Genomic DNA, 25201 nt, shown 5'->3' with positions numbered 1-25201 from the left:
CCCTGCCGACGAAAGGCCACCACCCCAGGCCACGGAGAACCGCACTGCACGACCCGACGACCGGAGGATGACCACCCCGTGAACAATCAGCTGAAGAACTACCCGGCGCCCCAGGGGCTCTATCACCCGGCCCACGAACACGACGCCTGCGGCGTCGCCTTCGTCGCCGACATGCACGGCCGGGCCACACACGACATCGTCGAGAAGGGCATCCAGGCCCTGGTCAACCTCGACCACCGTGGTGCTGCAGGGGCCGAGAAGAACACCGGTGACGGCGCCGGCATCCTGATGCAGGTCCCGGACCGCTTCTACCGTGAGGTGCTCGCGCATCAGGGCATCGACCTGCCCGCTCCCGGCGCCTACGCCACGGGGATCGCCTTCCTCCCGGCGGCCCGCATGGCCGCGTTGGACGCGATGCGCGCCGTCGAGTCGATCATCAGCGAGGAGAACCTCGACCTGCTCGCCTGGCGGGAGGTCCCCGTCGACGATTCCGCTCTCGGCGCCATGGCCCGTGACGCCGAACCGATCTTCTACCAGCTGTTCATCGCCGGACGGGACGCGGAGGGCAATGAGCTCTCCGGTATCGAGCTGGATCGCCGCGTCTGGTTCGTGCGCAAGCGCGCCGAGCGCGAGCTCGGCTCGAAGGGTCCGGGTGAGGGTGCCGGTTCCGACACCGTCTACTTCCCGTCACTGTCCTCACGGACCATCGTCTTCAAGGGCATGCTCACCACCCCTCAGCTGCGGGACTTTTACCTGGACCTGCAGGATGACCGGGTCGAGTCGGCCCTGGCGATCGTCCACTCCCGGTTCTCCACGAACACCTTCCCCTCGTGGCCCCTGGCCCACCCGTTCCGTCTGCTCGCCCACAACGGCGAGATCAACACGGTGCGCGGCAACGAGAACTGGATGCGCGCCCGCGAGTCCCAGATCCGCTCGGAGACCCTCGGCGACATCGAGCGCGTCCTCCCGGTGTGCGATCCCTCGGGCTCGGACACCGGACGGTTCGACGAGGCGCTGGAGCTTCTCCACCTCGCCGGCCGTTCGCTCCCGCACGCCGTGATGATGATGGTCCCCCAGGCCTGGGAGCGTAACCCTGCCGTCGACCCGGACGTCCGCGCATTCTACGAGTACCACTCGTCGCTCATGGAGGCGTGGGACGGTCCGGCTGCTTTGGTGTTCACCGACGGCACCGTCATCGGATCGGTACTGGACCGCAACGGTCTGCGACCGGGACGCATCTGGGTGACCAAGGACGGACTGGTCATCGGCGGATCCGAGGCGGGACTGCTGCCTGTCCCGCCGGAGGACATCGTGCAGCGACGCCGCATCGAACCCGGCCGTATGTTCCTCGTCGACACCGCGCAGGGACGCATCATCCCCGACGACGAGATCAAGTCCAGGTTGGCCGACAAGCCCTACCGTGAGTGGGTCGACAACAACATCGTCCGCTTCGCTGACCTGCCCCCCGTCGAGTATGAAGCGATGAGCCACGAGCGGGTCGTCCTGCGCCAGCGTGTCTTCGGTATGACGGAGGAGGACGTCGACGTCCTCATCCAGCCGCTCGCCGTCACCGGCGGCGAGCAGCTGGGGTCCATGGGTACCGACACGCCCATCGCGGCGCTGTCGAACCGTCCCCGCATGCTCTTCGACTTCTTCGCCCAGCGCTTCGCCCAGGTCACCAACCCGCCGCTGGACTCCATCCGTGAGAAGATGGTGACCAGCATGTTCACCCAGCTGGGACGTCAGGTCGACGTCACCACCGAGGTTCCCGAGGCTGCACACCGCATCCACCTGGAAACCCCGGTCCTGCTCAACTCCACGCTGGCCACCCTGCGCCAGGCCGGCGCGCACGAAGGGTTCGAGGATTTCCGCTCTGCGGTGATCTCCGGACTCTATCCGGTCGCCCACGGGGGCCGCGGAATGCGGCAGGCCATCGAGCGCATCCGGCGGGAGACGTCCCGCGCCATCGAGGATGGCGCGACACTGATCATCCTGTCCGACCGAGAGTCCGACGAACGGATGGCGCCGATCCCCTCACTGTTGCTCACCAGCGCGGTGCACCAGCATCTCGTCGCTGAGCGCACCCGCACCCAGGCCTCGCTGATCATCGAGTCCGGAGATGCCCGCGAGGTCCACCACCTCGCTATGCTGCTCACCTTCGGCGCCGACGCGATCAACCCCTACATGGCGTTCGAGACCATCGACGAGCTTTCCAAGCGAGGTCAGCTCGGCTCGCTGACCACCGACGAAGGCTGCCAGAACTTCATCGACGGCGCCTCTGCCAGTGTGCAGAAGATCATGTCGAAGATGGGCATCGCGACCGTCGCGTCCTACCGGGGAGCGCAGCTGGCGGACGTCACCGGCCTGCACCAGCAGCTCCTGGACGACTACTTCACCGGTTGCCTCAGCCCGATCTCCGGGATCGGTCTCGACGAGATCGCTTCGGACGTCGCCGTGCGGCACCGTTTCGCGTTCCTGCCGCGCCCCGAGGAAGCCGCCCACCGTGAACTTGAGATCGGCGGCGAGTACAAGTGGCGTCGGGAGGGCGAGTACCACCTCTTCAACCCGGAGACCGTGTTCAAACTGCAGCACGCCACCCGCACCGGGCAGTACCGTATCTTCAAGGAGTACTCCGAGAAGGTCGACAACCAGTCCAAGCGGCTCGCCACCCTGCGCGGACTGTTCGAGATGCACAGTGACCGGCCGTCGATCCCCGTGGATGAGGTCGAGCCTGTCTCCGCGATCGTCAAGCGTTTCTCCACCGGTGCGATGAGCTACGGCTCGATCTCCGCCGAGGCCCACGAGACCCTCGCCATCGCCATGAACCGGCTCAAGGGCATGTCGAACTCCGGTGAGGGCGGCGAGGACCCCGACCGTTTCGAGCCCGAGGCGGACGGCACCTGGCGCCGGTCGGCGATCAAACAGGTCGCGTCCGGACGTTTCGGCGTGACCAGCCACTACCTCAACAACTGCACCGACATCCAGATCAAGATGGCGCAGGGCGCCAAGCCCGGTGAGGGCGGCCAGCTGCCCCCGCACAAGGTCTACCCCTGGATCGCGGAGGTCCGGGTGACCACGCCCGGTGTCGGTCTGATCTCCCCGCCCCCTCACCATGACATCTACTCCATCGAGGATCTCGCCCAGCTGATCCACGACCTGAAGAACGCCAACCCGGACGCCCGCATCCACGTCAAGCTCGTCGCTGAGCAGGGCGTGGGCACCGTCGCCGCCGGCGTTTCCAAGGCCCACGCCGACGTCGTCCTGATCTCCGGGCACGACGGCGGTACGGGTGCGTCTCCGCTGAACTCGCTGAAGCACGCCGGTGGCCCCTGGGAGCTCGGCCTGGCGGAGACCCAGCAGACTCTGCTGATGAACGGCCTGCGCGACCGCATCACCGTGCAGTGCGACGGCCAGATGAAGACCGGGCGCGATGTCATCGTCGCCGCGCTGCTCGGCGCGGAGGAGTTCGGTTTCGCGACCGCGCCGCTGGTCGTCGAGGGCTGCATCATGATGCGTGTCTGCCACCTGGACACCTGTCCGGTCGGCGTGGCCACCCAGAACCCTGACCTGCGCAAGAAGTTCACCGGTCAGGCCGAGCACGTCGTCAACTTCTTCACCTTCATCGCCCAGGAAGTGCGTGAATACCTTGCGGAACTCGGTTTCCGCACCCTCGAGGAGGCTGTGGGGCACTCCGAGTGCCTGCGCGCCGGTGCAGTTGACCCAGGGCACAAGACCGCCGGATCGCTCGACCTCTCGCCGATCTTCGCCCGCCCCGACAGCCCGTTCATGCACCAGGACCTGTACAAGACCAAGGACCAGGACCACAGCCTGGACGCGGCCCTCGACAACCGCATCCGCGAGGACGCTGAGGAGACCATCCGCCGCGCCGCCGCTGGTGAGGGTACTTTCATCGAGCTGAGCTACCCGATCACCAACGTCAACCGGTCGGTCGGCACGATGACCGGTTCCCTGATCAGCCGCGTCGCCGGACGCGACGGCCTGCCCGACGGCACCGTGAACCTCACGTTCACCGGATCCGCCGGCAACTCCTTCGGCGCCTTCGTCCCCAAGGGCATGACCCTGACCCTCGTCGGCGACGCCAACGACTACGTCGCCAAGGGGCTGTCCGGCGGTACGATCGCCATCCGGCCCCACGACCGTGACGGCGCGGTCGGCGAGCACCAGACCATCGCCGGTAACGTCCTGGGCTTCGGTGGCGTCTCCGGCGAGATGTTCATCCGCGGTGCCGTCGGCGAACGCTTCTGTGTACGTAACTCCGGTGTCACCGCCGTTGTCGAGGGCATGGGGAACCACGGCTGCGAGTACATGACCGGCGGCCGCGTGATCAACCTCGGTCCCGTCGGTGAGAACTTCGGCGCCGGCATGTCCGGCGGTATCGCGTACCTCATGGACGACGGCAGTGGCGTCGACGGCATGGCCAAGCGCATCAACCCCGGCCTCGTCGACGTCGAGGAGGTCGCCGACGACGAGCTCGACTGGCTCGTCGACACCATCGAGCGCCACCGGAGACTCACCGGATCCACCGTCGACGTGGACCCCCGGTCACTGATCAAGGTCATGCCGCGCGACTACCGGCGCGTCCTGCAGACCATCGAACAGGCCCGCGACGCGGGACTCGACGCGGACGGCATCGCCGCCGCCATCATGGAGGGAGTCAAGTAATGGCTGATCCGCACGGATTCATGAAGTATCCCCGCGAGGAAGCGGCACACCGCCCCGTCCCGCTGCGCCTGCTCGACTGGAAGGAAGTCTACGAACCTTTCGCCGACTCGAAGGTGCAGACCCAGGCCGCGCGCTGCATGGACTGCGGCATTCCCTTCTGCCACGACGGATGTCCGCTCGGCAACATCATCCCCGAGTGGAATGACCTGGTCCGCCAGGGACGGTGGAAAGAGGCCTACGACCGCCTGCACGCCACGAACAACTTCCCCGAGTTCACCGGGCGCATCTGCCCCGCTCCCTGCGAGGGTGCCTGCGTGCTGGGCATCGAGGGAATCGGCGCCGGCGCGGGCGTCGGGGACCCGGTGGCGATTAAGACCGTCGAGCTGCAGATCGTCGAGCACGCTTTCGAGGAAGGGTGGGTGCGCCCGGTGAAGGCCAGCTTCTCCACCGGTCAGTCTGTCGCTGTCGTCGGGTCCGGCCCCGCCGGCCTTGCCGCCGCCCAGCAGCTCACCCGCGCCGGCCATGACGTCACCGTCTTCGAACGGGACGACCGCATCGGTGGCCTGCTGCGCTACGGTGTGCCGGACTACAAGCTGGAGAACCGCTGGATCGACCGGCGGCTGGCCCAGATGGAAGCTGAAGGCACCACGTTCCGCACCAACATCTCCCCGTCCGCGTCGGACCTCGCCGGTTTCGACGCAGTCGTGCTGGCTGTCGGGGCGACCGTTCCCCGGGACGTCTCCATCCCGGGCCGCGGCCTGGAGGGTGTCCACCAGGCGATGGATTACCTTCCGATGGCCAACCGCGTCGTCGCCGGCGACATTGACACCCCTCAGATCGACGCGAAGGGCAAGAACGTCGTGATCATCGGTGGCGGCGACACCGGCACCGACTGCTTCGGCACCGCCCTGCGTCAGGGCGCGGCCTCCGTCCGCCAGTTCGACTACAACCCGGCACCGGACCCGTACCGTACCGAGGACAACCCCTGGCCGGTGTGGCCCAAGATCTGGCGCGTGGCATCAGCCCACGAGGAGGGTGAGTACCGCATCAGCGGCAACGAGTCCGCCGACGAGATCGTCGCCCTCGGCCTCGCGGAGCGCGAGGTCGGCACCACGCTGGGTTACCGTGACCACCGCATCAACACCGTCGAGCTCACCGGCACCGACGGCCATGTCACCGCCCTGCGCGCAGCAACGTGTGAACGTACTCCGGAAGGCATGGTCAACCTGCCCGGCACCGAGATCGACATGGACGCCGACCTTGTCCTGCTCGCCGTCGGCTTCTCCTCCGTCGACACCGAGGGCATCATCTCCGAACTGGGTCTTCCCGTCGACGGACGTGGACGCCTCAAGCGCGACGACGACTACCGCACCTGGTGGGCAGAGTCCTCGATGGTCCGTGACACCGGATTCGATGCACCGGTGTTCGCCACCGGGGACGCCGGTCGCGGCGCCTCACTGATCGTGTGGGCGATTTCCGAGGGACGTGCCTGTGCGGCCGCCGTCGACCGCGCACTGATGGGCGAGAGCGCGCTCCCACGGCCCGTCGCGCCGTCGGACATGCCGCTGAGTGTGTGAGCGGACGGGGAGAGTACATTGAAACCCCATGACCGGCGGCGCTCTCCTCAGCATTCTTGTCGCGTGGCTGCTCGCCATCGCTTCGCCTGGCCCGGATCTGGTGCAGATCCTGCGGCTCGGCGCCGTCCGGCGTAACGGCGTCGCTTGCGCCCTCGGCATCATGAGCGGCAACACCCTGTGGATCGTCGCCAGCATGGTCGGACTGTCCGCGCTCATCGATGCCGTCCCCTGGGTCCTCACGGCCCTGTTCCTGGTCGGTGGCGCCTTCCTGGCGTGGATGGGGCAGGTGGCCCTGCGCGGTGGCCTGGCGGAACGCCGCTCCGCGGGGACGACTGTGTCGGCGACGCCGACCACCACCGCCGAGCGGGTCTCCACCCTCGGTGCATGGCGTCTCGGTCTGATGACGAACCTGGCGAACCCGAAGGCGCTGGTGTTCTTCGGCGCGGTGTTCGCCGGTTTCGTTCCCCCGGACACCGGGTGGACGACGCGCCTGATCATTCTGGCGGTCATGCTCGTCACCGGTATCGCCTGGTTCGTGGCCGTGGCGGTGATGGTGTCCGTGCCCGCGCTGTCCCGTCGCCTACAGGCCGCGGGGCCGTGGATCGACGTTATCGCTGGGGTGGTGTTCCTTGTCCTCGGTGTGATCCTGGTGGGGGAGGGGCTTCTGGAGCTGTGACGCTGTCGGCTCTTCGGCATCGGAGAAGGAGAAGACGACATCTGCCAGAGCGCCTGCGAGGAACAGCGGGACGCCGAACTTCAGCAGGGTCGGCACCAGGTCAGTATCCTTCACCGTCGAATAAATGCTCAGAGAAATAGTGATGAGGACGAGCGATATCGTGCATCTGAGCGCGAGGTTCCTTCGTGGCGTCATCGGCACACGGTAACTCCGTGATTCCTCTGCCGTCGACGCACCCCGGCAGCGGCGGCGGGCACCTGGGAGACCTCCGTGTCGGATAGTCGCCCTTCTGTGCAGCTCAGGGGCCAGAAATCCAGCCTTGAAGGGCGACAATTTCACAGGGGGCGAGGCGTATAAACATCGCTGCGTGATCTCCGTCAGTCACTAATATCCGGCCCGCCACGCGGAGGACTTCCCTGTTAACCCGCAGCGTCGTAGGATGGTCGGCATGCCTGAGCGAGAAGAGCACAAGGTACCGGCGCAGGATGTCCCCGTGCGCGGGGACGACATCCGATTGGGGCAGTTCATCAAACTGGCGAACCTGGTCGATTCCGGCGGCGCAGCCAAGGAGGCTGTCGCCGCCGGTCGTGTGACGGTCAACGGTGAGGCTGACACCCGCCGTGGCCGGCACCTGCGTTCCGGGGATGAGGTGGTTGTTCTTGACGAGGACGCCACCCCGATTGCCGCCGCCCGGGTCGTCACTGGGAATGGCGGCGACACCAGCGGCGACAGTGACGATGACGACTACTTTGACGAAGCAACTGCCGACGACGATTTCGACCCCGACAAGTGGAGGAACCTCTGATGCCCGCTCTCGTAGCGGAGCCAGGAATGCCGATCTGGATCGACCTGGCTACCACTGACCTGGAGAAGGCGAAGACCTTCTACACCGAGCTCCTTGACTGGGAGTTCGACACACAGTGCGACGGCTACCTCGTCGCCAAGAAGAACGGAATGCCCGTCGCGGGTCTCGGCGAGGTCCCCGACGACAAGTCGTCGCTGTGGGGCATGCTGCTCTACGCGCCTGACATCGACCATGTCCATGATGAGGCCGTCAAGGCAGGTGCGACGAGCATCCTGTCCCCACGCGATGTGGGACGCCGCGGACGCATGGCCGTCATCGTCGACCCGTCGGGTGCGACGGTGGGGCTCAAGCAGCCGTCCGGCGACGAGCCCTTCTTCGCCGCCGGTGAGCCGGGAACCCCGGTGTGGCACGAGCTCCTCGTTGGTGAAGAGTTCGACGCGACGCTGAAGTTCTACCACGACCTCGCCGGGTGGGATATCCGCCAGCACAGCGACACGGACAAGTTCCGTTACGCCACCGGCGAATACAACGGTGCGCCGCTGTGCGGCATGTGGGACACCAGCGAGCTGGACGAGAACCCGTCGATGTGGACGCTCTACCTCGGCTGCGCCAACGTGGATGCTGCGGCGAAGAAGGTCAAGAAGCTCGGCGGCAAGCTGGTCCGCGCCCCGTGGAACTCCGAACTGGGCCGTCTGTGCACGCTGGTCGACCCGACGGGTGCGCTGGTGAACCTCTGCGAGATCGCCGAGCCGACGCCAGAGAGCCTCGAGGACATCCACGAGCCTGACATCATGGCACCCGGGGCTCCGCAGCCCTGATCAGCGGACATGATCGGCGGAATGTCGCCGATCACGCCGCGACACGAGAACGCCCTGACCAGGATCTCTGAAGATCCGGGTCAGGGCGTTCTCGTCTGCTGTCCTCCTCCGAGGAGGCGTCATCCGTGACGTCAGCGGATGTTCGGGAAGGTCAGAGCTGGGCCGCGAGCATCGGTGCTGCGCCGACCGGATCGATGCCGGCCTCTTCCAGGGCACGCAGCGCGCCCTCGGGGTCGGAGGCGAACCGTGACGCTGTCTCATGGTCGACGCCCAGTTTTTCGGCGGCGGCCACCGTGGCCGCAGGATCCGCGGCGAGTTTGGCGGCGGTGTCGGCGTCGACCCCCGCAGCTTCGAGGGACGAGCGCAGTGCCTCCGGGTCGGCGACGGCAGGTTCGTGCGCCGGGGCCTCGTCCGTCTCAGGCGTGGGATTCTCGGCCGGTGTGCCTGCGTCCTGCGACTTCACCTGGGCGAGCAGGGTGTCGGTGTCGACAGTGCCGTTGGCGACCTGTGCGGCGTAGTCGGTGGCGCCGAAGGCGGTCATCAGACGCAGGATGCTGTCGAGGGAGACGTCACCTCCGCCGATGAGTCCGGCAAGTTGCGAGATGTCGACGCCGCCGGCCGGTGCGCCCTGTTCGTCGACGAGCGAGCCGACGAGGTCACCGACCTGGTTGGCGATGTCCCCGCCGTCGGCGCCGAGGCCGAGGGCACCCAGGACGAGGGCGGCGATGGCGGCGATCGGCATGGTCTGGCCGGCGTCACGTGCCTCCATGCCGGAGGACGCGAGGACCGAGCCCAGGGCTTCACCCAGGCCGGACTCCTGTGCGGCGGCGAGGACGGCGTCGGGGCCGACTGCGCCACCCACCAGGCCGAGCAGGCTGACCAGGAGATCCGTGCTCAACGGCTGGTCGAGGCCCGGCTCTCCGCCGGCGGCCTGCTGGTGCTCGGTGTCGTTGGCGTTCTCGGCCTGGCCGAGCGCGGCATCGGTGATCGGCTTCAGGGCGTCGACGATGTTGCCGGCCGCGCTACCGTCCGACGGGGCGCCTGTGAGGGCCTGCAGCTGCTCGTCGGTGCCGTAGTAGGTGTTGAGGTCGACATTGGTGTAGATGCCGTCGACCTGGCCTTCCGAGGAGTACTGCCAGAAGGTGACTTCGTCCCAGCCGCCGGGGATCTCGTTCGGCAGAGTCGGGTTGTAGTACGCGAGCCACAGCGGATACTCCGCGAACTCGGTGGTGTTGCCCATGTCGTTGAGCCAGAAGTTCTGGTACGTGTAGATGATCGGGTCGCGGCCGGTCAGATTCTTGATCTCGTCGATCCAGTCACGGACCCAGTTCTGCAGTTCTTCCGGACCGAGTCCGCCGGATTCCTCGAGGTCGAGGGTCGGGGGCAGGGACGGCTGGACGCCGGTGGCGAGGGTCGCCGCGTAGTGCTGGGCCTCGGAGCGGGGGTCGGTGGAACCCGGCTTGGCGTAGTGGTAGCTTCCCGGGGTCACACCGGCGGCCGAGGCCTTGGCTGAGTCCGAGGTGAAGTAGGGGTTCACGTAGCCGGTGCCTTCGCTGGCCTTGATGAAGGCGAAGCTCTGGCCGGAGGCAGCGACGCTCTGCCAGTCGATGGCGGAGCCACCGGGGTGCTGGTGGCTCGCCACGTCGACTCCGTCCAGTGCCCAGGTGGGCACGGGCAGGACATCGGTGGCGACCAGAGCGGCGACCGTTGCGGCTGAACCGAAGAGGGTTACTGCGGTGAGTCGGGCGGGGACGGTGGTGCGCGCGGAGCGACGCCAGGGGAGAGACAGCATGCGCAACACGATACACACTATTCACAACAATCACACGAGTAACACGCGCACCGCGTGTCGCATTTCTTGACTTTTTGTGCTGCGTCGGTCTCGGGGACACACAGTGACGGGACCAGGCGGGACGAACACCTGAGGGGTGGCTCACTCCCGAAAAAACACCCCGTGGTGTCCGTCCCGGCATGGAGTGATCGCTGTGCTGACACGAAAAAAACCCCTTCCCGCATCGGGTGCAGGGAGGGGCCGGCGAGAAGAGGACTACAGGTTGGCGGCGAGGACGTTGGCGGCCCAGGCCGGGTTGATCCCGGCGGCACGGGCCATGCCCAGGGCCTGTTCCGGGTTGTTCGCGGCCCAGACAGCGGTGTCGCGCGGGACACCGAGGCGCTCACCTGCAGCAAGGGTGGCCTCCGGGTTGGCCAGGAGACGGGCGACCACGGCCGGATTCACACCGGCTGCGGTGGCGACGGCGGCCGTCCGCCCGGGATCGGCGATGGTGGCCTTCTGCGCCCCGGGCTGACTGACACTGCTGGTCAACGCCGGAGTTGAGGAGGAGGTGGCGGCACCGGCGGTGGGCGCGGCGATCGCGGTGAGGACTCCTGCGGACAGGGCGATCGTGGCCGCCATGGTGCCGGCACGGCGGAAGCGGGTGGGACGGGAGGTCCCGACGGTAGCGGATGTACTGGGATGACTGGAGAGAATGGTCATGGCGCCGATGATAGCCGGAACCGTTCCACGAGCAACTGCTAGCGTCCGCGCGGATACCACCCGGGGTTCCCTGGGTGGTGGTCGAACTGTGGCCCTGGCGGTGGCACCGGTACTACTGGCGGGGAGACGGGAGGTGCCGTCGGGATGCGCTGGTAGATCGACACGGCAGGGTAGCGTCCGGCGGCGGCGAGTGCGCGGGCCTCCTTCGTGGAGATGATGATCGCGGTGACCAGAAGTGCAGCGCCCAGCCCCCAGGATCCGAGAAGGTGAGCCACGGTGGCGGCGGTGGAATCCAGCTGGAGATTCCATCCGGCGTGGACGAGGAATCCGGCGAGCCCGGACGCGAGCACCCAACTCAGTCGCCGTCTCCAGGTCAGCCCGGCGGCGTAGATGGCCATGCCGATGCCGAAGCCCACCAACCCGGTGCAGATGGCGTGCAGTAACGGACCGGCGGCCAGGCGGACCAGCCACATCCAGGACACTCCGGACAGGTCAGAGGTCGGGTGGTATACGCCCAACATGACGGCGTACCCGGCATTCTCGAATGCTTCGAACCCGAAGCCCACCAGCATGCCGGCGACAAGTCCGTGCCACGGTCGGTTCCACCAGGCCCGCCCCACGTGCAGGAGAAGCCAGACTCCGAGTGCCTTGGCGAGTTCTTCGGGGTACGCCCCTCCCAGGGACAGGGCCAGTTCGTCGATCTCCCAGCTGTAGGACAGGTCGATGAGCCGCTGGCTGACGGTGAAGGCACCGATGGCGAAGGACCCGGACATACCCCACAGGATCGCGGCGCCGGCGAGCAGCCAGGGAGTCCCGCGGTAGATCAGCAGCCGGGACAGGATGAACCAGGCCACCGCCACGAAGATCACCGCGTACAGTGAAGCGAGCGCGACGGGCCCGGGCCCGGGGAAAAGGATGAAGACTGCCGGTGTCAGGGCGGACAGGACGAGGCTGACCACTGTGATGAGCAGGAAGGACCATCCGAAGACATCCCAGGTGGGTCGCAACCGTGGGCGCTGGTTCGGTGGGTAGGAGTCGTGGTGGGCACGTGGGACGTCGAGGACGCGCCATCCCTGGGCCGGGCGGGAGCGGTGGTCATGCGGCACGGACGGCACCCCACAGTTGTTTGGCGGTCACGGTCACGGATGCCTCATCCGCGCCGGTCACGGCGACGGTGTAGAGCACACCGTCGGGACCGTCGATCGTGAAGGATGTGGCGACGGTGTAGATCCCCGGCGAGGTCTCCGGGGTGATGTCGCCGTACTGCACTGGCTGAGTGCCGGCGGGCGTGCCGGGGTCCCGCAGCTCGGGCAGGTCGTCAAGGAGACCGCCGGACCCGCCGGACCGGTCGGCGGAGGGGGAGCTCAGCTCGATGACCGGTGACATGAGGAATTCGTCGGTCTGCGCCGACAGCGACGGGTGCAGGACGTCCTCGGCGTCGGCAGGGCGGAACGGCACGTCGGACACATCGGAGGTGAGAATGGCGCGCAGCCCACGCCCGGCCGACAGGGATGCATCCTCTACCCCGGCCATCGACACGATGTCGAGGTCTACGGGAGCCAGGCCGTACCCGCTGGTGCACTCGGCTTCCAGAGTTCCGGGCAACAGCGCTTCACCGGTGGCGACGCACCGGCCATCCAGACCCGCCAGATCCAGCGGGCTGTACTCCCAGGCGGTCAGGGTGTCCGCGGCAGCGTCGTTGAGCAGGTACGGTTCGGCGTCTTCCGCATCATTCATCGGGACGGCGAGCGGGGCGACCAGCAGCACCAGCGCAGCCCCGACCAGGATGAACCACCGTGCGGTACGGTGCCCTCCGACCGCCGCGGGACGGTAGAACCCGTCCGGGTCAGCGTCGGGCGGCATCGAGGACGGGGGCCCGGGCGTCGGACGTCCCCACCCGTCCGCCCCCGGGTCCGGGGTGATCGGTGCTACCGGCATTCCCGGGACGTTACCAGATGGTCACACGCTGCTCCTCGGGCAGCCACATCCCGTTGTCGGAGGAAACGTCGAAGGCCTCGTAGAATTCGGCGACATTCGACGCAACAACGTTGCAGCGGAACTCGCCGGGGGAGTGCGGGTCGATCGCCACGTACTGTGCGGCCATCTGAGGACGGATCGCGGTCCGCCACACCGTCGCCCACCGCAGGAAGAAACGCTGCAGGACGGTGAATTCCGTTCCGTCCGCGTCGCCGTCAATTCCCTCCACGGGTGCCGTCGGGGCGGAGTCCACCGTCTCCCCACGGTCGGCGAGCCACTTCTTCAGGGCGACGACGGCGATACCGAGTCCACCGAGATCGCCGATGTTCTCGCCCAGGGTGAAGGAACCGTTGACTTTGTGGTCGGTCTGGCCGCGCTGGGCCAGGCCGGTCGGCACGAGCCCGTCGTACTGGGTAACCAGCTTGTCGGTGAGCTCAGTGAACGCGGCGCGGTCATCCTCCGTCCACCAGGAGTTGAGGTTACCGTCGCCGTCGAATTTGGAGCCCTGGTCGTCGAAACCGTGGCCGATCTCGTGACCGATGACGGCACCGATCGCGCCGAAATTACCGGCCATATCGGCCTCCGGGTCGAAGAAGGGGGGACGCAGGATCGCCGCGGGGAAGGTGATGTCATTGCGCACCGGATTGTAGAAGGCGTTGACCGTCTGCGGGGTGGTGAACCACAGGTCGCCGTCGCTGGGTTTACCGAGCTTGGCGACCTCGAACTCATGGTTGAAGTCCGACGCGGCCCGGTAGTTCGCCAGCAGATTCTCACCGTGGTAGGCGTTGTCACCGAAGGTCAGACCGGAGAAATCCCGCCAGACGTCGGGGTAGCCGATCCGTGCCCGGAAGGTGCCCAGTTTCTCCAGGGCCCGTTCCCGGGTCGCCGGCGTCATCCACGGCAGCTCGCTGATCCGGTCCCGGTAGGCGGCGAGCAGGTAGTCCACGAGTTCCAGCATGAGCTTCTTGTACTCGGGCGGGAAGTGCTCGGCGACGAACTCCTGACCGACCTCTTCACCGACCGCACCCTCGACCATCATCACCGCGCGCTTCCAGCGATCACGCTGTTCGGTGGATCCCGAGAGCGTGCGTCCGTAGAAGTCGAAGTTCGCCTCCGAGAACGTCCGGGGCAGTTTGCCCGCACGGGCGGTGAGAACCCGCCAGTACGCCCACAGCTTCCACTCGTCCAGGTCGTGACCATTCCCCGCGCCGGGCACCAGGGCGGCGACATGCTCCAGGTAGGACGGTTGGCTGACGATGACCTGCGGGGCGACGTCCGGGGTGATGCCCACCCCGGCGAGCCAGGCCGCGAAAGGGAATCCGGACGGCAGGTCGTCCTGCGCCGTGGGATTGTGGGTCTTCTCCGCGTCGCGGGAGGCCACGGTGTCCCAGTGACCCTTCGCCAGGGTCGTCTCGAACTCCATGAGCGCGTCGGCGGCGGTGGCGGCGTCCACATCCGCGAAACGACCGGGGCGGGGTTGCTCTCCGGTGTCCTCGACGAGCGTCAGGAACCGCTCGATGAACGCCCGGTACTCTGTGCGGATCTCCGCGTGCTGGTCTTCACGGTAGTAGGCCTCATCCGGTAGGCCGAGCCCCGTCTGGACCAGGTAGGCGACCTCGTCGCCACTGCCACCGGCGTCCTTCTCCGTCCAGAAGCCGACCACACCGCCGACACCGTGACGATCCAGCTGCGCGAGCGTGGCGACCAGGGCGTCCAGGTCGGCGGCGTCGCGGACGGGATCAAGGTCCGGGTCGAGGACGGACAGGCCGGCCTGCTCGATGCCGTGCTCACCGTCCTCGTCCATGTAGGAGCTGAACAACGCACCGATCCGTGTGGACGGGTCCGCAGCCTCGACGATGGCCTTGACGTCGAGTTCGGCACGGTCGCGCAGTTCGTGGAACTTTCCGTCGACTGCGCGGTCGGCCGGGATCTCGTGGGATGCCAACCACGCGCCGCTCACGTACCGGTAGAGGTCGTCTGCCGCCGCAGGCACGGGCCCGGGGGAGTGCTCGGTGATGTTGTCGGGGATTGTCGTGTCAGTCGTTTCAGCCATGGCCACCACTGTAGGCATCCGTCAGCGGAGGTGCGGGTGGAAGTCCCACACGGCCGGGTCCGGGTAACCAGGTATGGTCGACCACCGCCGATTGAGCCGGCTCACGACAACGTCGCGGAGCTGCGCGATGATACGGGCCTCCACTCCGCCGGGACCGATACAGAAGTCCGTGTACCGGAACAGCGCCCACCCCCACTGCGTCGCCGCATTGCCTTTCCATCGGTCGCGGATGAAACCACGGGTGTCGGCGGTGATGAGGTGTACACACCTCTGCTGATCCTGTGCAGCCCTGCACGATGGACCGCAGCCCGGATCTGCGCTTCGGTGTAACCGACCTCGATGAGTTCAGCGGTCAACCAGACCGGCCGTGACGACAGTGATTCGACCCCCATGTGGATATCCCCTCCGGGGGCGACTGTAGTCGTTGGCAGGCGGTCCGGAGACACAACGACGGTTTCTGTCTGAATCCGGGAGCGAAGTGGGTACTTCGCCGTCAGTCTCAGACAGAAACCGTCGTTACGGGGTTTACGACCCCTAGCTCAGGCGCATCGGCCCCGGCGACCACAGACCGGACCGGTTCTCGGTCTCGATGTCGAGATCGACCGTCTTCGGCTCCTCGCCGGTGCTGGAGGCGAACGGGGTGAGCTTGGTGACGACACCCCAGTCACGCTGCCAGTCGTTGTCGAGGTAGGTGGACATCTCGGTGCCGTGGGTGACCATCTGGGTCAGACCACCGGCACCGCCGCCGTAGTAGTCCATCACGGGGGCGTGCGCCTTCTTCGCGTCGTGCTCCGGAGAGATCTGGTACTCCGGAACCTCGGCGACACCGGCGTAGTGGCTGAACGGACGCTGTGCCGGGAACTGCAGCGGGACGGACCAGTCGAGCAGCGTCGGCGCATCGCCGATGATGTCGTCCAGCGGCGCCAGGGTGGGGACGCGCGGCGGCGTGAAGGCCAGCCACTGGTCCGGGGTGACGTTCAGGTCGGCGGCGTGGATGCGGACGACATCGGCGTCCTCAGGGATCTGGTCCATGGGGAAGCGCAGGTTGCGCCACTGCGGTGCGGTGCCGATGTCCAGCGGCTCGAGCTCGCCCATGACCTCGAAGTCATCGGAGCTGGTGCCGTCTCCGGTGCTTCGGCCGTACTGCAGCTTCAGCTCCTGGCCGTACTGGCGCACGCCGTTCATGTCGAGGTGGGACACCTCTCCGGCTGCGGAGATGATCAGCAGCGGCGAATCGTCACTGCGTTCCGGCAGCGTGTACCAGGACGTGGTGGTCTCGGCCTGCAGCTGCAACCCGTCGGTGTACGACCCGACGACCGGCACCTGGGTGCGGTCGATGTCGAACGGCAGTTGGGCGTAGGAGCCGTTGGCACCCTGACGGGAGTTGAGCCCGCCACCGGGACCGGTGTCGGTGACGTCGCCCTCCTCGTCCGAGGACCCGAATGCACCGGTGTCGACGGCGGAGGTCTGCGGCGATGAGCCGGAGTCGGAGCTGTCGGAACTCTCCTGGATACGGTTGGGGATGTTGTTCTCCCCGAAACCGCGGGAGTTGTCGCCGACCAGGGAGTCAGCGAAGTCGGTGCCGTCGGCGGTCTGCAGGAAAGACTCGTTGGTGTCGGACTCGACGAGGGCGTCTCCCGCCATGCCGCTGGTGTTCCCGGCCAGGGCGGTCAGGTTGCCCTTGCCGACGGAATAGGACGGCCACTGGGAGATGAAGCCCTTGCCCAGTGACGCCAGGTTGAACAGCACGACGATGGCGGTGAGTACCGCAATCGGTGCAGCGGCCACGCCGGTGAACCGCTGGGCCTGGGCAGCCTCGCGACGGTCGACCTCCTTGAGCTCAGCGTCGGTGGTGGCATTGGCTTCGCGGATGTCGTTGAGGAAGCCGATGACCACGCCGATGAACATCACGATGACGGCGAGCACCATCATGCCGGTGGAGATCTCGAAGCCGGCGACCTGAATGGGCTTGTCGTACCAGGGGACGCCGAAGCTGGAGATGTACCACCAGCCGTTGGTGCCGGCGAGGGTGAAGGCGAACAACAACAGGCAGGCGCCGAGGAACACGATGCGGTTGCGCGCAGAGCGCATGGCCATGGTCGAGGCAGCGACGGCCGCCAGGGCCGCGAGTCCGGCGGCGATGCCGGCGTACACACCGAAGTGGTGGGTCCACTTGGTCGGTGTGAAGGTCATGAAGAACATGGTGCCGACGACGACGAGGGTCATGCGCAGTGCGGGGCCGTGGGCAGTGCCGGGGACGCGGCGGTTGCGCAGCATCGAGGCGACGACGACGGCGAGGCACAGCAGCATCATCAGCACGGAGAACCGGCGGGGGAAGGACCCGTCCACGGTCTGCTTCAGCAGCTCGGTGTAGCGCTGCGGTTCCTCGTACCAGGACAGGGACGGTCCGACCGGGCCACGCACCCCGATGGACTCCATGACGGTGCTCAATGTCTGGTCGCCGAAGACACAGATCAGCACGGCGGTGCCGGCGGCGAAGAACGGCATGATCTGGGCGACGACCGCGCCGGTGATCTTCTTCTTCGAGCTGCCCTTACCGGCGTTGAGCAGGGGCAGGCGCCGGATGACGATCCGGACAAGTCCGGACAGCGCGACGAGGATCGAGGCGACAGCCATCAGACCGGTGGGCCCTGCGGCGAGCGACAGGGAGGCGACGATCACGCCGATCGCGGCGGGCAGCAGGCGCCCCGTGGCGATCGCGCGTTCCATGCAGACCCAGGTCAGCAGGGCACCGAGAGCGATGACGGGCTCGGGACGCAGGCCGTTGTTGAAGGTCATCGCGAAGACGAGGAAGACCGCCGCTGCAGTCCAGTGCGCCACCTGACGCTGCGAGATCTTCGCGCCCAGGCGCGGCAGCACCTCCCGCGAGAGGAGCATCCATGTCAGCAGGCTGGCGATCAGGACGGGCAGCCGCATCCACACCGAGGCGGTGGAGACGTGCGTCATCAACGCCAGCAGGTCGTAGTAGGGGGCGCCGAACGGGGACTCCGGAACACCGAACCACCGGTAGTAGTTCGCCATGTAACCGGATTCCTGGCTGGCACGGGCCATGGTCAGCAGGTATCCGTCGTCGGCCGTGTTCGCGCCGATGAAGTACCAGACCACGAGGACGCCGCCGACGACACCGTCGAGCCAGCGTGGTCGCCACCAGTTGGCGGGCAGGAACCGCCGCCGCGTGCGGGTCCGACCGTCGAGGATGTCCATGCGGTGCAGGGCCCACAGCGAGACGACCATGAACAGCACACCGAGAACCATCGCGGCGATCTTGATGCCGCTGGCGGTGGAGGTGTACCGCGAGTCGACGGTGACGTCCACCCGCAGGCCGGCGTCGATGGCGGCCTGGGTGTTCTCGGGGGTGTCGGTCATCTCGGTGAAGATGCCGGTGAGCATGGGGCGGATGTCGTCCCCGAACCCGCCCTCCAGCGGGTTACCGTCCTCGTCGGTGGCGTCCGGGATCCAGGCACGCGTCCCCTCGTAGTCGGAGGTGATCCGCAGCTGGGCGCCGTCCGGGAGGCTCTCGAGGGTGTCGGTGTCGACCGACAGCGCCACGGAGTTACGCACCACAACGTCCAGGCCGTCCGGGGTCGACCGGACGAACATGCCGCGCAGCGTCGCCTCCTCCGCGCCCTCGGGCACGGTGGACAGGACGGTGGTCTGGTTGCCGTTGAGGTCACGGACCTCGGACAACGGCAGGGTGATGTCCAGGTTCTCCGGATGGTAGGACATCAGTGGCGCGTCGACGCTTCGGAGGTCGCCACCCTGCGGCCAGGAGAAGCTGGACTGTTCCTGCTTGACCGGGAGCAGCGGGGTCAGGCAGAACAGGATGAGCGCCGCGATGCCCGACAGGACGGCGATCGCCTTGAGCCGGTCGACACCGGCCGCCTTCGTGCGATCGGGGTTCGTCTCAGGGGCCTGTTCGGACACCTCGTCGGGGGCATCGTGTTCGACTCGTGACATAGCAGCACATGTTACGGCAGGAGTCTGGTGAGGACTAAGCGGTGGCAGGCCGTGTCGGTCACAGCCGGTCACAGTCTGTCACCGGCACCCGCACACGCCGTCGACCTTTACCGCTGCCGCACTGCGACGACGAAGGGACCGATCTGCTCCAGGTCCCATCCTTCCGAGAACGCCGAGGCGTGGAAGGACATGGTGGTGAAGCGCACGTTCGGGTCATTCGGGTAGATGTCCTCGGACAGGCGGTAGGTGAACCGGCCGTCCGGATCCCCCTCTCCGCCGGTGGCGTCGGCGGCTTGTCCGCGCAGGACCAGGGCATCCGGACCGGCCCAGCCCTGTTCATCGGAAACGGTGTCCATCGCGTCCGTGAGTTCCGCGGGGTCGGTGATCTCGGTCCACTTCTCGATCTCGGCGTTGCGGTCCTCGAACCGTCCGAGTGGGTTGGCGTAGTGCGCGGTCATCGCCTGGTAGGAGTGGTAGGGGTAGTAGGCCATGAAGCTCTGCTCATCGGTGAGGACGACGGTGCCGGCACGGTCGCCTCCGAGGCCCAGGGTCTCGTCGATGTAGGAGTCGACGTCGGCGTAGTAGACGGTGGAGTCGGCGGGGAAGAGATCGCCGCGTTGGGCTTCGCCGTCGGTGTCGGTGTACGCGAGGTCGATGTGCTGGCGCAGGTGCAGCGGGATGTTGATGACGTAGGTTGCGGTAGCGAAAGTGAGCAGGATCGCCAGGACCGCGGTCACCTTCGGCGCGGCGTCCGGCCCGACGAACTGCGGGTAGGCGCGGCGAATACCGTTGATGCGCAGGTCGTCGAGCGCCATCATGCCGCCGGTGACCAGGAGCAGGGAGATCGGCAGTTCCATACGGAAGCCCAGCAACGTCGTCCCTGTCAGGGTCGTCAGCATGGACGCCAGCACCCAGAGGTAGCAGACCACCAGTCCGGCAACGAGCGCCCTGACCTGACTACGCTTCCACCGCAGCACCATCCACACGATGCACAGCAAGCCGAGGACGCCGACAAGGCTGACGTGGAAGAAGGGGACGGGGACTTCCGTGCCGGACTGCGGCAGGTAATGCTGGGCCCGCCCACTGGCCCCGCTGTCCGAGGTGAGGAGCGCCAGGCCGTACGGTCCCCATCCGACCAGCGCGATGATGATCGACCCCACGCCGATCACGGTCAGTCGGATCAGTGGCTGGATCGCCCGGGTGCGCCAGGCGACGACGACGGCGACGACCACCACGGTCAGCGCAGAGATACCGGTGTAGAGCGTGTACAGGTTCGCGGAGAGCCCGAGGAAGATCGCCAGACCGGCTATTCCCGGACGTGAACCACGGACGGCGCGCCCCGCCAGCACGACGGCGGCCGGCATACCGAACGCCACAACGGCGGCATAGGGCTCTTCCGGGGCGGTGTACAGGACGACGGCAGTGGTCACCATGGCGATGACCGTTCCCAGTGGTAGCGACCCGGTGAGACGTCGCCAGACCGGGACCAGCATCGACCCGGCCGCGGCGAGGGTGACCAACGACCAGGGTTGGAATGCTGCCCACCCGGCCAGGCCGAGGATATTGGCGAAGAGACCTCCGGCGAGGAACCACAGACGCGGGTAGAAGCTCGGCTCCCCGAGGTAGGCCATGTCCTCGAAGCCCGGCTGTTCGGTCATCCGGGTGAAGAACTGGGTGCGGAATGCCTGGTCGACACTGATGCCGTCGAGGTAGAGACGGGTCGCGGCCAGGGGAATGCCGAGCGCGGCGATGACCAGGCCGGCCGGGGCGAGCCAGCACAGCACGGTGGTTCCGGTCCGACGCCACCGCGGCCAGTCGATGAAAGGGGTGCGTGAGTGCAGGACGGCGTAGAGCACGAGGGCCAGGACGACGAGGACGATGACTCCACCGGCGCTGGCCAGGGCCTTGGTCACATTCGACGATGCATAGGCGGGCAGATTCGTACGTGACAGGACGAACCATGCTGCCAGCGTGACGACGGCGGCGAGGACACCAGAACCCACGACCTGCCCACAGAAGGAGAGGAACCCGCGACCGGAGCGGTCGGGGTGGGATGCGACGTCGGTACCGGTGAGGCCGGTGGAGGGGGCGGTCATGTCGGCATTTTCTCACAGTCGGCGTGAATACCGGGTGAAGGGTGACTGGGAGGTGGCTGGCCGGGGGACCGTCCCGCCGGTCGGCGGGAGTTAGCGGTTGAGCAGGATGCCCCTGATCCCGGAGTGGAAGCCGTCGCGGAGGTTCACGCGCTGGTACTCCGTCAGCGTGTATTCGTGGAGTGTCTCGCAGGCGAACTGGAGCAACGGACGGTCCACCTCGGGAGGTAGGCCGCCGCCGCAGAGTACGTGGGCCCCGTCCTGCTGGTCTGCGGTAGCGGCGTGCTGGAACCACCAGACGGCGTACTGCTCGCCGATGTCGAAGGGATTCTGCTGGCCGCCGGACTGCCACACTTCGGTGGGCAGCGGGACGTAGCGGCTGCGGAGACGCCGCCGCGGCGCCATCATCGCCGGGGTGGGACGGGAAGCGGCGAGGTCGGCCGGCGACGCCTGCGATGGTTGCGACGCCGGGGAAGCGGACGTTTCGGGGACGCCGGACTCTCCGTCGTCCTCCCCGTCCTCGGCCGGCGAGACGGGATTCTCGTGGGAGACCGCAGTCGGGCTGTGCTCGGTGGTCGGGGAGAGCGACGGGTCGCGGGTCGGCATGGATGCAGGGGTCGGGGTGGCGTCGGCCGCCCTGTCGGCGCCCTCGTTTCCGGTCGTGCCGCCGGTATCGGTGGCGGGGTCGCTCTGGCTGCCGGTGTCCTCCGGTGCGGGAGCGGTGGGCCGGCGGCGGACGTCCGGAACCGCGCATGTCCCGGAGAGGTCTTCGACGGGCTCGGCGTCCCCGATGGGTTTGTGCTGCGCTCCGGCTGCCCCGGTCTTCAGGGGCCCTTCGAGGATCTGCAGTCGCATGCAGTCAGCGAAGTCTTCCCGTGGATCGAGAATGGTTGTCGAGTCGCAGGAGTAGCGCAGGTTGGCGGACATCGAGTCCCATCCGAAGCCGTAGAGATGTACCCGGACCCCCCGGGAGACTGCCTCCTCTACACCGGGAAGCATGTCGGCGTCTCCGGACACCAGGACGATGTCGGTGACCTCACGGGACATGGCGCTGATGACCATGTCGGCGACAAGGCGCGTGTCGACCGCTTTCTGGGTACGACGGTCGCCCCATTCGATGAGTTGGCCGGACCGTAGCTGGACGCCGTTGCAGGACCTCAAGGCACGTTGATAGCGGTGCGGGCCGGAATCAGGGAGACCGTCATACCAGTTCTGGCGGTAGACGGGTTGTCTCAGTTGGTCAACGACGCGGCTCTCCAGCACATTGACAACCTCGGGCAGATCAATCTCGAGTTGTGCACGGGCGCCGGTCTCCCAGGCGTTGTAGAAGCTGGCGAGCAGGTAAGAGGTGTCGACGTAGATCAGGGTTCGTTCGAGCATTGGAGGATCCTCACTAAAAGTTTGTCGGTTGTTCCCCCTAGTGTGCATCAGGTGTGCGGCTTGTGGGGAGGTGTGCTGGTCATTCGGTGGGCTGGTGGCAGCGGGTCGGGGTGCCCTTGTCAGAAAAACCGGACTGTGCGATGGTTAGTTACAGGAGTAACCAACCAATAAACCTAAGCACGGGAAGAAGGCGGGTCGTGGACGAGACGACGTCACCGTTGTTCCGGCAGATCGCCGAACTCGTCGAGGACTCCGTCGTCGACGGATCCCTTCGGGAGGGCGACCGCGCTCCCTCCACCAATGAACTCGCCGCTTTCCACGGCATCAACCCCGCCACCGCGCGAAAAGGGCTGACACTGCTCGCCGAGCGCGGGGTGCTGGCCAAGAGACGTGGTCTCGGCATGTTCGTCGAGGACGGCGCCCGGGCCCGGATCACGGCACGGCGCCGGGAGGCCTTCGCCGCCGACTACCTCGCGCCCCTGGTGGACGAGGCGATCAAACTCGACCTGCCCCGGGACGACGTCCACCGGCTGATCGACCAGGTCGCAGAAAGCAGAGGACTGTACTCATGACCATCACACTCACTGACGCAGAAATGTCCTACCCGTGGGTCACCGCCGGAGGAGCAGGTCGCCGACGAACACCACCGGTGGTGGGACCGGTCACGCTGGAACTCGACGACGGTGTCGTGGGCCTGGTCGGACGTAACGGTGCCGGCAAGACCACCCTGCTCGGACTGCTCGCCGGCCAGCTCAAACCGTCCGTCGGGACGGTCACCAGTGGTGGACGCGACGCCTTCGACGATGCCGTCGTCCTGGAGAACACCAGCCTCACCGGAGTCGACATCGACTACGCGCCGTCCTGGACGGTCCAGGGGATCCTGGACATCTTCGCCCGGAGATACCCGCACTGGAACGCCGCCGAGGCGGCACGCCTACGGGACGCCTTCGGGCTGGTGGAGACGTCCACCTACGGGGTGCTGTCCCGCGGGCAGCGCACAGCGGTCGGCATCATCGTCGGTCTTGCCTCCCACGCGGCGGTCACGTTGTTCGACGAACCCTACGTGGGTCTGGACGCGCAGACACGGCGGCTGTTCTACCGCGAGTTGATGGACTCGGTGGAGGCTGATCCCCGCCTCGTGGTGATCTCGACCCACCACCTGCCGGACCTGGAACGCATCGTCGACCGCGTGCTGGTGCTCGAGCGAGGACAACTGATCCATGACATCGACGCCGACGACCTGGCCGGACGCTTCTACCGGATCACCGGCTCGGAAGCCCGTGTGGACGCCCTGGTCTCCAACGCGCCGGGGCTCACCGTCCTTGAGCGTCGGAACATGGCCGGGGCGAGCCGAGCAGTCGTGGATCTGGGGAGCGACCGCGCTGGCGGCGACGTCGTCCTGTCGCAACTCTCCGACCTCGCTGCCGAGCCGGTTGACCTGGAGGAGGCCGTGGTCCAGCTGACCGGAGGGGAGACGCCGTGAACGCCACGACCATGCGCTCCCCCTGGGAGCGTCTGCGGGCCGACCGCCCACCGAGCACCACACTGGTCTTCCTCCTGCTCATCGTGGTGATGGCATTCCTCACGTCATCCACGCTGGTGCAGTTCCATCGTGGGTGGCAACCGTGGCCGGCGGTGACCGGAGGGGTCTTCTTCCCGGCGTTGTCGGTTCTGATGCTGCTGCCCAACCCGGCACGGTACCGCGTGGTGGGGTTGTCCATGCGGCGGTGGGTGGTCGACCACGGCATGCTCGTCGCCCTTGTGGCGGTCATCCATCTCGCCTGGCCGGTGTGGGCCGTGGCCCGACCGGTGGACGACGCGGAACAGGTCCCGGTGTGGATGCCGGTCCTGCCCGCGGTGGCCATCCTCGGTGTGGTGGTCCTGGTGCTTTGCCACCACCGCCACGTCCTGTCTGGACGAGTGGTCGGCACCGGGGCCCGCTTCTCAGGTATGCCACTGCACTACCGCGTATTCCTCGCTCGGCGAGGGCCCGTCGCCTGGCGGACGGTGTACCAGCCGGTGGGGCTGACCGCGCTGGTGACAGTGGCCTTCCTCTCCGGTTGGATGCTGTACGACGAGGGAGACAACCAGATAGTGACCGGGGCATTCCTGGCCGCCGCTCTGGCGACCGCGCCTGTAGCGGCAGCCAGCAGAGAAACAGCGAATGCCATTGGCATGACCCGTCGTTCCTGGGTCAGGCATACACTCACCGCGATCAGCGTACCGCAGGGGGTAGTCGGCGTTATCGCCGCCTTTGTGCAGGTAGAGGCGAGTGGGACGATGCCGCTCAGCTCCTTTATCGGCGGATCTGTGAACCCTATATATTCTGCGGAACCCCTCCAGTTGTCGCTGTACGCAGTCGTTGTTGTGGTCACTGCGTTCATTGGCTCAGCCTTCGCTGTCAGTGTCTCCTATGAGGACTGGGGTACCGCGATTATGTGGTTGATCTTCTTCAACATCCTCGTCGGCCTCGTCGCCGTCTTCGGCTTCACGTCGTCGGCTGGACCGTGGCCGGGTATCGCCGCCGTTGTGGTGAGTGCACTACTGGCGCGGTACTTGGTCAAGTACGCGGTCCGGCGAACACTCCTCGGACAACCGCACTGGACCATGACCAGCATCATCGGCGGGCCACGGAAGCGACGCAACCGACTCGGAAGCTGATCCGGC

Annotated in this window: 16 protein-coding genes; 8 read left to right on the top strand and 8 right to left on the bottom strand. The window is 67.0% G+C overall.

Annotation, left to right across the window (positions count from 1 at the left end; genetic code table 11):
• The first annotated feature begins 90 nt into the window (after positions 1–90).
• The 5 genes from gltB to CGLY_RS15695 all read left to right on the top strand — a co-directional run bounded on the left by gltB (position 91) and on the right by CGLY_RS15695 (position 8559).
• Entirely contained in the window at positions 91–4683 is a 4593-nt protein-coding gene (gene gltB, locus CGLY_RS15715; protein ID WP_038553600.1) for a glutamate synthase large subunit, read from the top strand.
• Entirely contained in the window at positions 4683–6260 is a 1578-nt protein-coding gene (locus CGLY_RS15710) for a glutamate synthase subunit beta (protein ID WP_038550572.1), read from the top strand. Before gltB ends, CGLY_RS15710 begins: the two co-directional genes overlap by 1 nt.
• 28 nt (positions 6261–6288) lie before the next feature.
• Positions 6289–6936 (top strand): LysE family translocator, encoded by a 648-nt coding sequence (locus CGLY_RS15705; protein WP_038550570.1) that lies wholly within the window; start codon positions 6289–6291, stop codon positions 6934–6936.
• Between the two features lie 448 nt (positions 6937–7384).
• Complete coding sequence (locus tag CGLY_RS15700; protein ID WP_038553596.1) at positions 7385–7741, top strand: RNA-binding S4 domain-containing protein; 357 nt, start codon at positions 7385–7387, stop codon at positions 7739–7741.
• Positions 7741–8559, top strand: coding sequence for a VOC family protein (locus CGLY_RS15695; RefSeq protein WP_038550569.1), 819 nt, complete (start codon positions 7741–7743; stop codon positions 8557–8559). The genes CGLY_RS15700 and CGLY_RS15695 overlap by 1 nt, the downstream gene beginning before the upstream one ends.
• Before the next feature lie 151 nt (positions 8560–8710).
• On the opposite strand, the gene CGLY_RS15690 is transcribed toward CGLY_RS15695, so the two are convergent.
• From CGLY_RS15690 to CGLY_RS15655, 8 genes are all read right to left on the bottom strand, one after another.
• Positions 8711–10351 carry a glycoside hydrolase family 25 protein gene (locus CGLY_RS15690; protein WP_081803976.1) on the bottom strand — a complete coding sequence of 547 codons (1641 nt, stop codon included), beginning with the start codon at positions 10349–10351 and terminating at the stop codon, positions 8711–8713.
• Positions 10352–10606: 255 nt separating this feature from the next.
• Positions 10607–11053, bottom strand: a complete 447-nt coding sequence (locus CGLY_RS15685; protein WP_038550567.1) for a hypothetical protein — start codon at positions 11051–11053, stop codon at positions 10607–10609.
• Between the two features lie 38 nt (positions 11054–11091).
• Positions 11092–12159, bottom strand: a complete 1068-nt coding sequence (locus tag CGLY_RS15680) for a PrsW family intramembrane metalloprotease (protein ID WP_144313712.1) — start codon at positions 12157–12159, stop codon at positions 11092–11094.
• Positions 12149–12991, bottom strand: a complete 843-nt coding sequence (locus CGLY_RS15675) for a hypothetical protein (protein ID WP_038550565.1) — start codon at positions 12989–12991, stop codon at positions 12149–12151. The genes CGLY_RS15680 and CGLY_RS15675 overlap by 11 nt, the downstream gene beginning before the upstream one ends.
• Before the next feature lie 10 nt (positions 12992–13001).
• Positions 13002–15083 (bottom strand): M13 family metallopeptidase, encoded by a 2082-nt coding sequence (locus CGLY_RS15670; RefSeq protein WP_038550563.1) that lies wholly within the window; start codon positions 15081–15083, stop codon positions 13002–13004.
• Positions 15084–15617: 534 nt separating this feature from the next.
• On the bottom strand, positions 15618–19061 hold the full coding sequence (locus CGLY_RS15665; protein WP_038550561.1) for an arabinosyltransferase domain-containing protein: 3444 nt from the start codon (positions 19059–19061) through the stop codon (positions 15618–15620).
• Positions 19062–19168: 107 nt separating this feature from the next.
• The gene (locus CGLY_RS15660) at positions 19169–21157 is read right to left on the bottom strand and encodes a galactan 5-O-arabinofuranosyltransferase (protein WP_081803975.1); all 1989 of its coding nucleotides are present in this window, start codon (positions 21155–21157) and stop codon (positions 19169–19171) included.
• Positions 21158–21247: 90 nt separating this feature from the next.
• Positions 21248–22534 (bottom strand): NYN domain-containing protein, encoded by a 1287-nt coding sequence (locus tag CGLY_RS15655; protein WP_038550560.1) that lies wholly within the window; start codon positions 22532–22534, stop codon positions 21248–21250.
• Between the two features lie 197 nt (positions 22535–22731).
• Here CGLY_RS15655 and CGLY_RS15650 point away from each other — a divergent pair, with 197 nt between their 5' ends.
• The 3 genes from CGLY_RS15650 to CGLY_RS15640 are packed head-to-tail and all read left to right on the top strand — an operon-like array spanning position 22732 to position 25195.
• Positions 22732–23106, top strand: a complete 375-nt coding sequence (locus CGLY_RS15650) for a GntR family transcriptional regulator (protein ID WP_038550554.1) — start codon at positions 22732–22734, stop codon at positions 23104–23106.
• Positions 23103–24017: an ATP-binding cassette domain-containing protein gene (locus tag CGLY_RS15645; protein ID WP_052540440.1), complete on the top strand. Its 915-nt coding sequence runs from the start codon at positions 23103–23105 to the stop codon at positions 24015–24017. The genes CGLY_RS15650 and CGLY_RS15645 overlap by 4 nt, the downstream gene beginning before the upstream one ends.
• Complete coding sequence (locus CGLY_RS15640) at positions 24014–25195, top strand: hypothetical protein (protein ID WP_038550552.1); 1182 nt, start codon at positions 24014–24016, stop codon at positions 25193–25195. The genes CGLY_RS15645 and CGLY_RS15640 overlap by 4 nt, the downstream gene beginning before the upstream one ends.
• The last annotated feature ends 6 nt before the right edge of the window (positions 25196–25201 follow it).

The organism is Corynebacterium glyciniphilum AJ 3170 (genome assembly GCF_000626675.1).
In the GTDB taxonomy this organism is placed as follows: domain Bacteria; phylum Actinomycetota; class Actinomycetes; order Mycobacteriales; family Mycobacteriaceae; genus Corynebacterium; species Corynebacterium glyciniphilum.
Note: the sequence above shows the minus strand (reverse complement) of the source record. Positions and strands in the feature narration are given on the sequence as shown.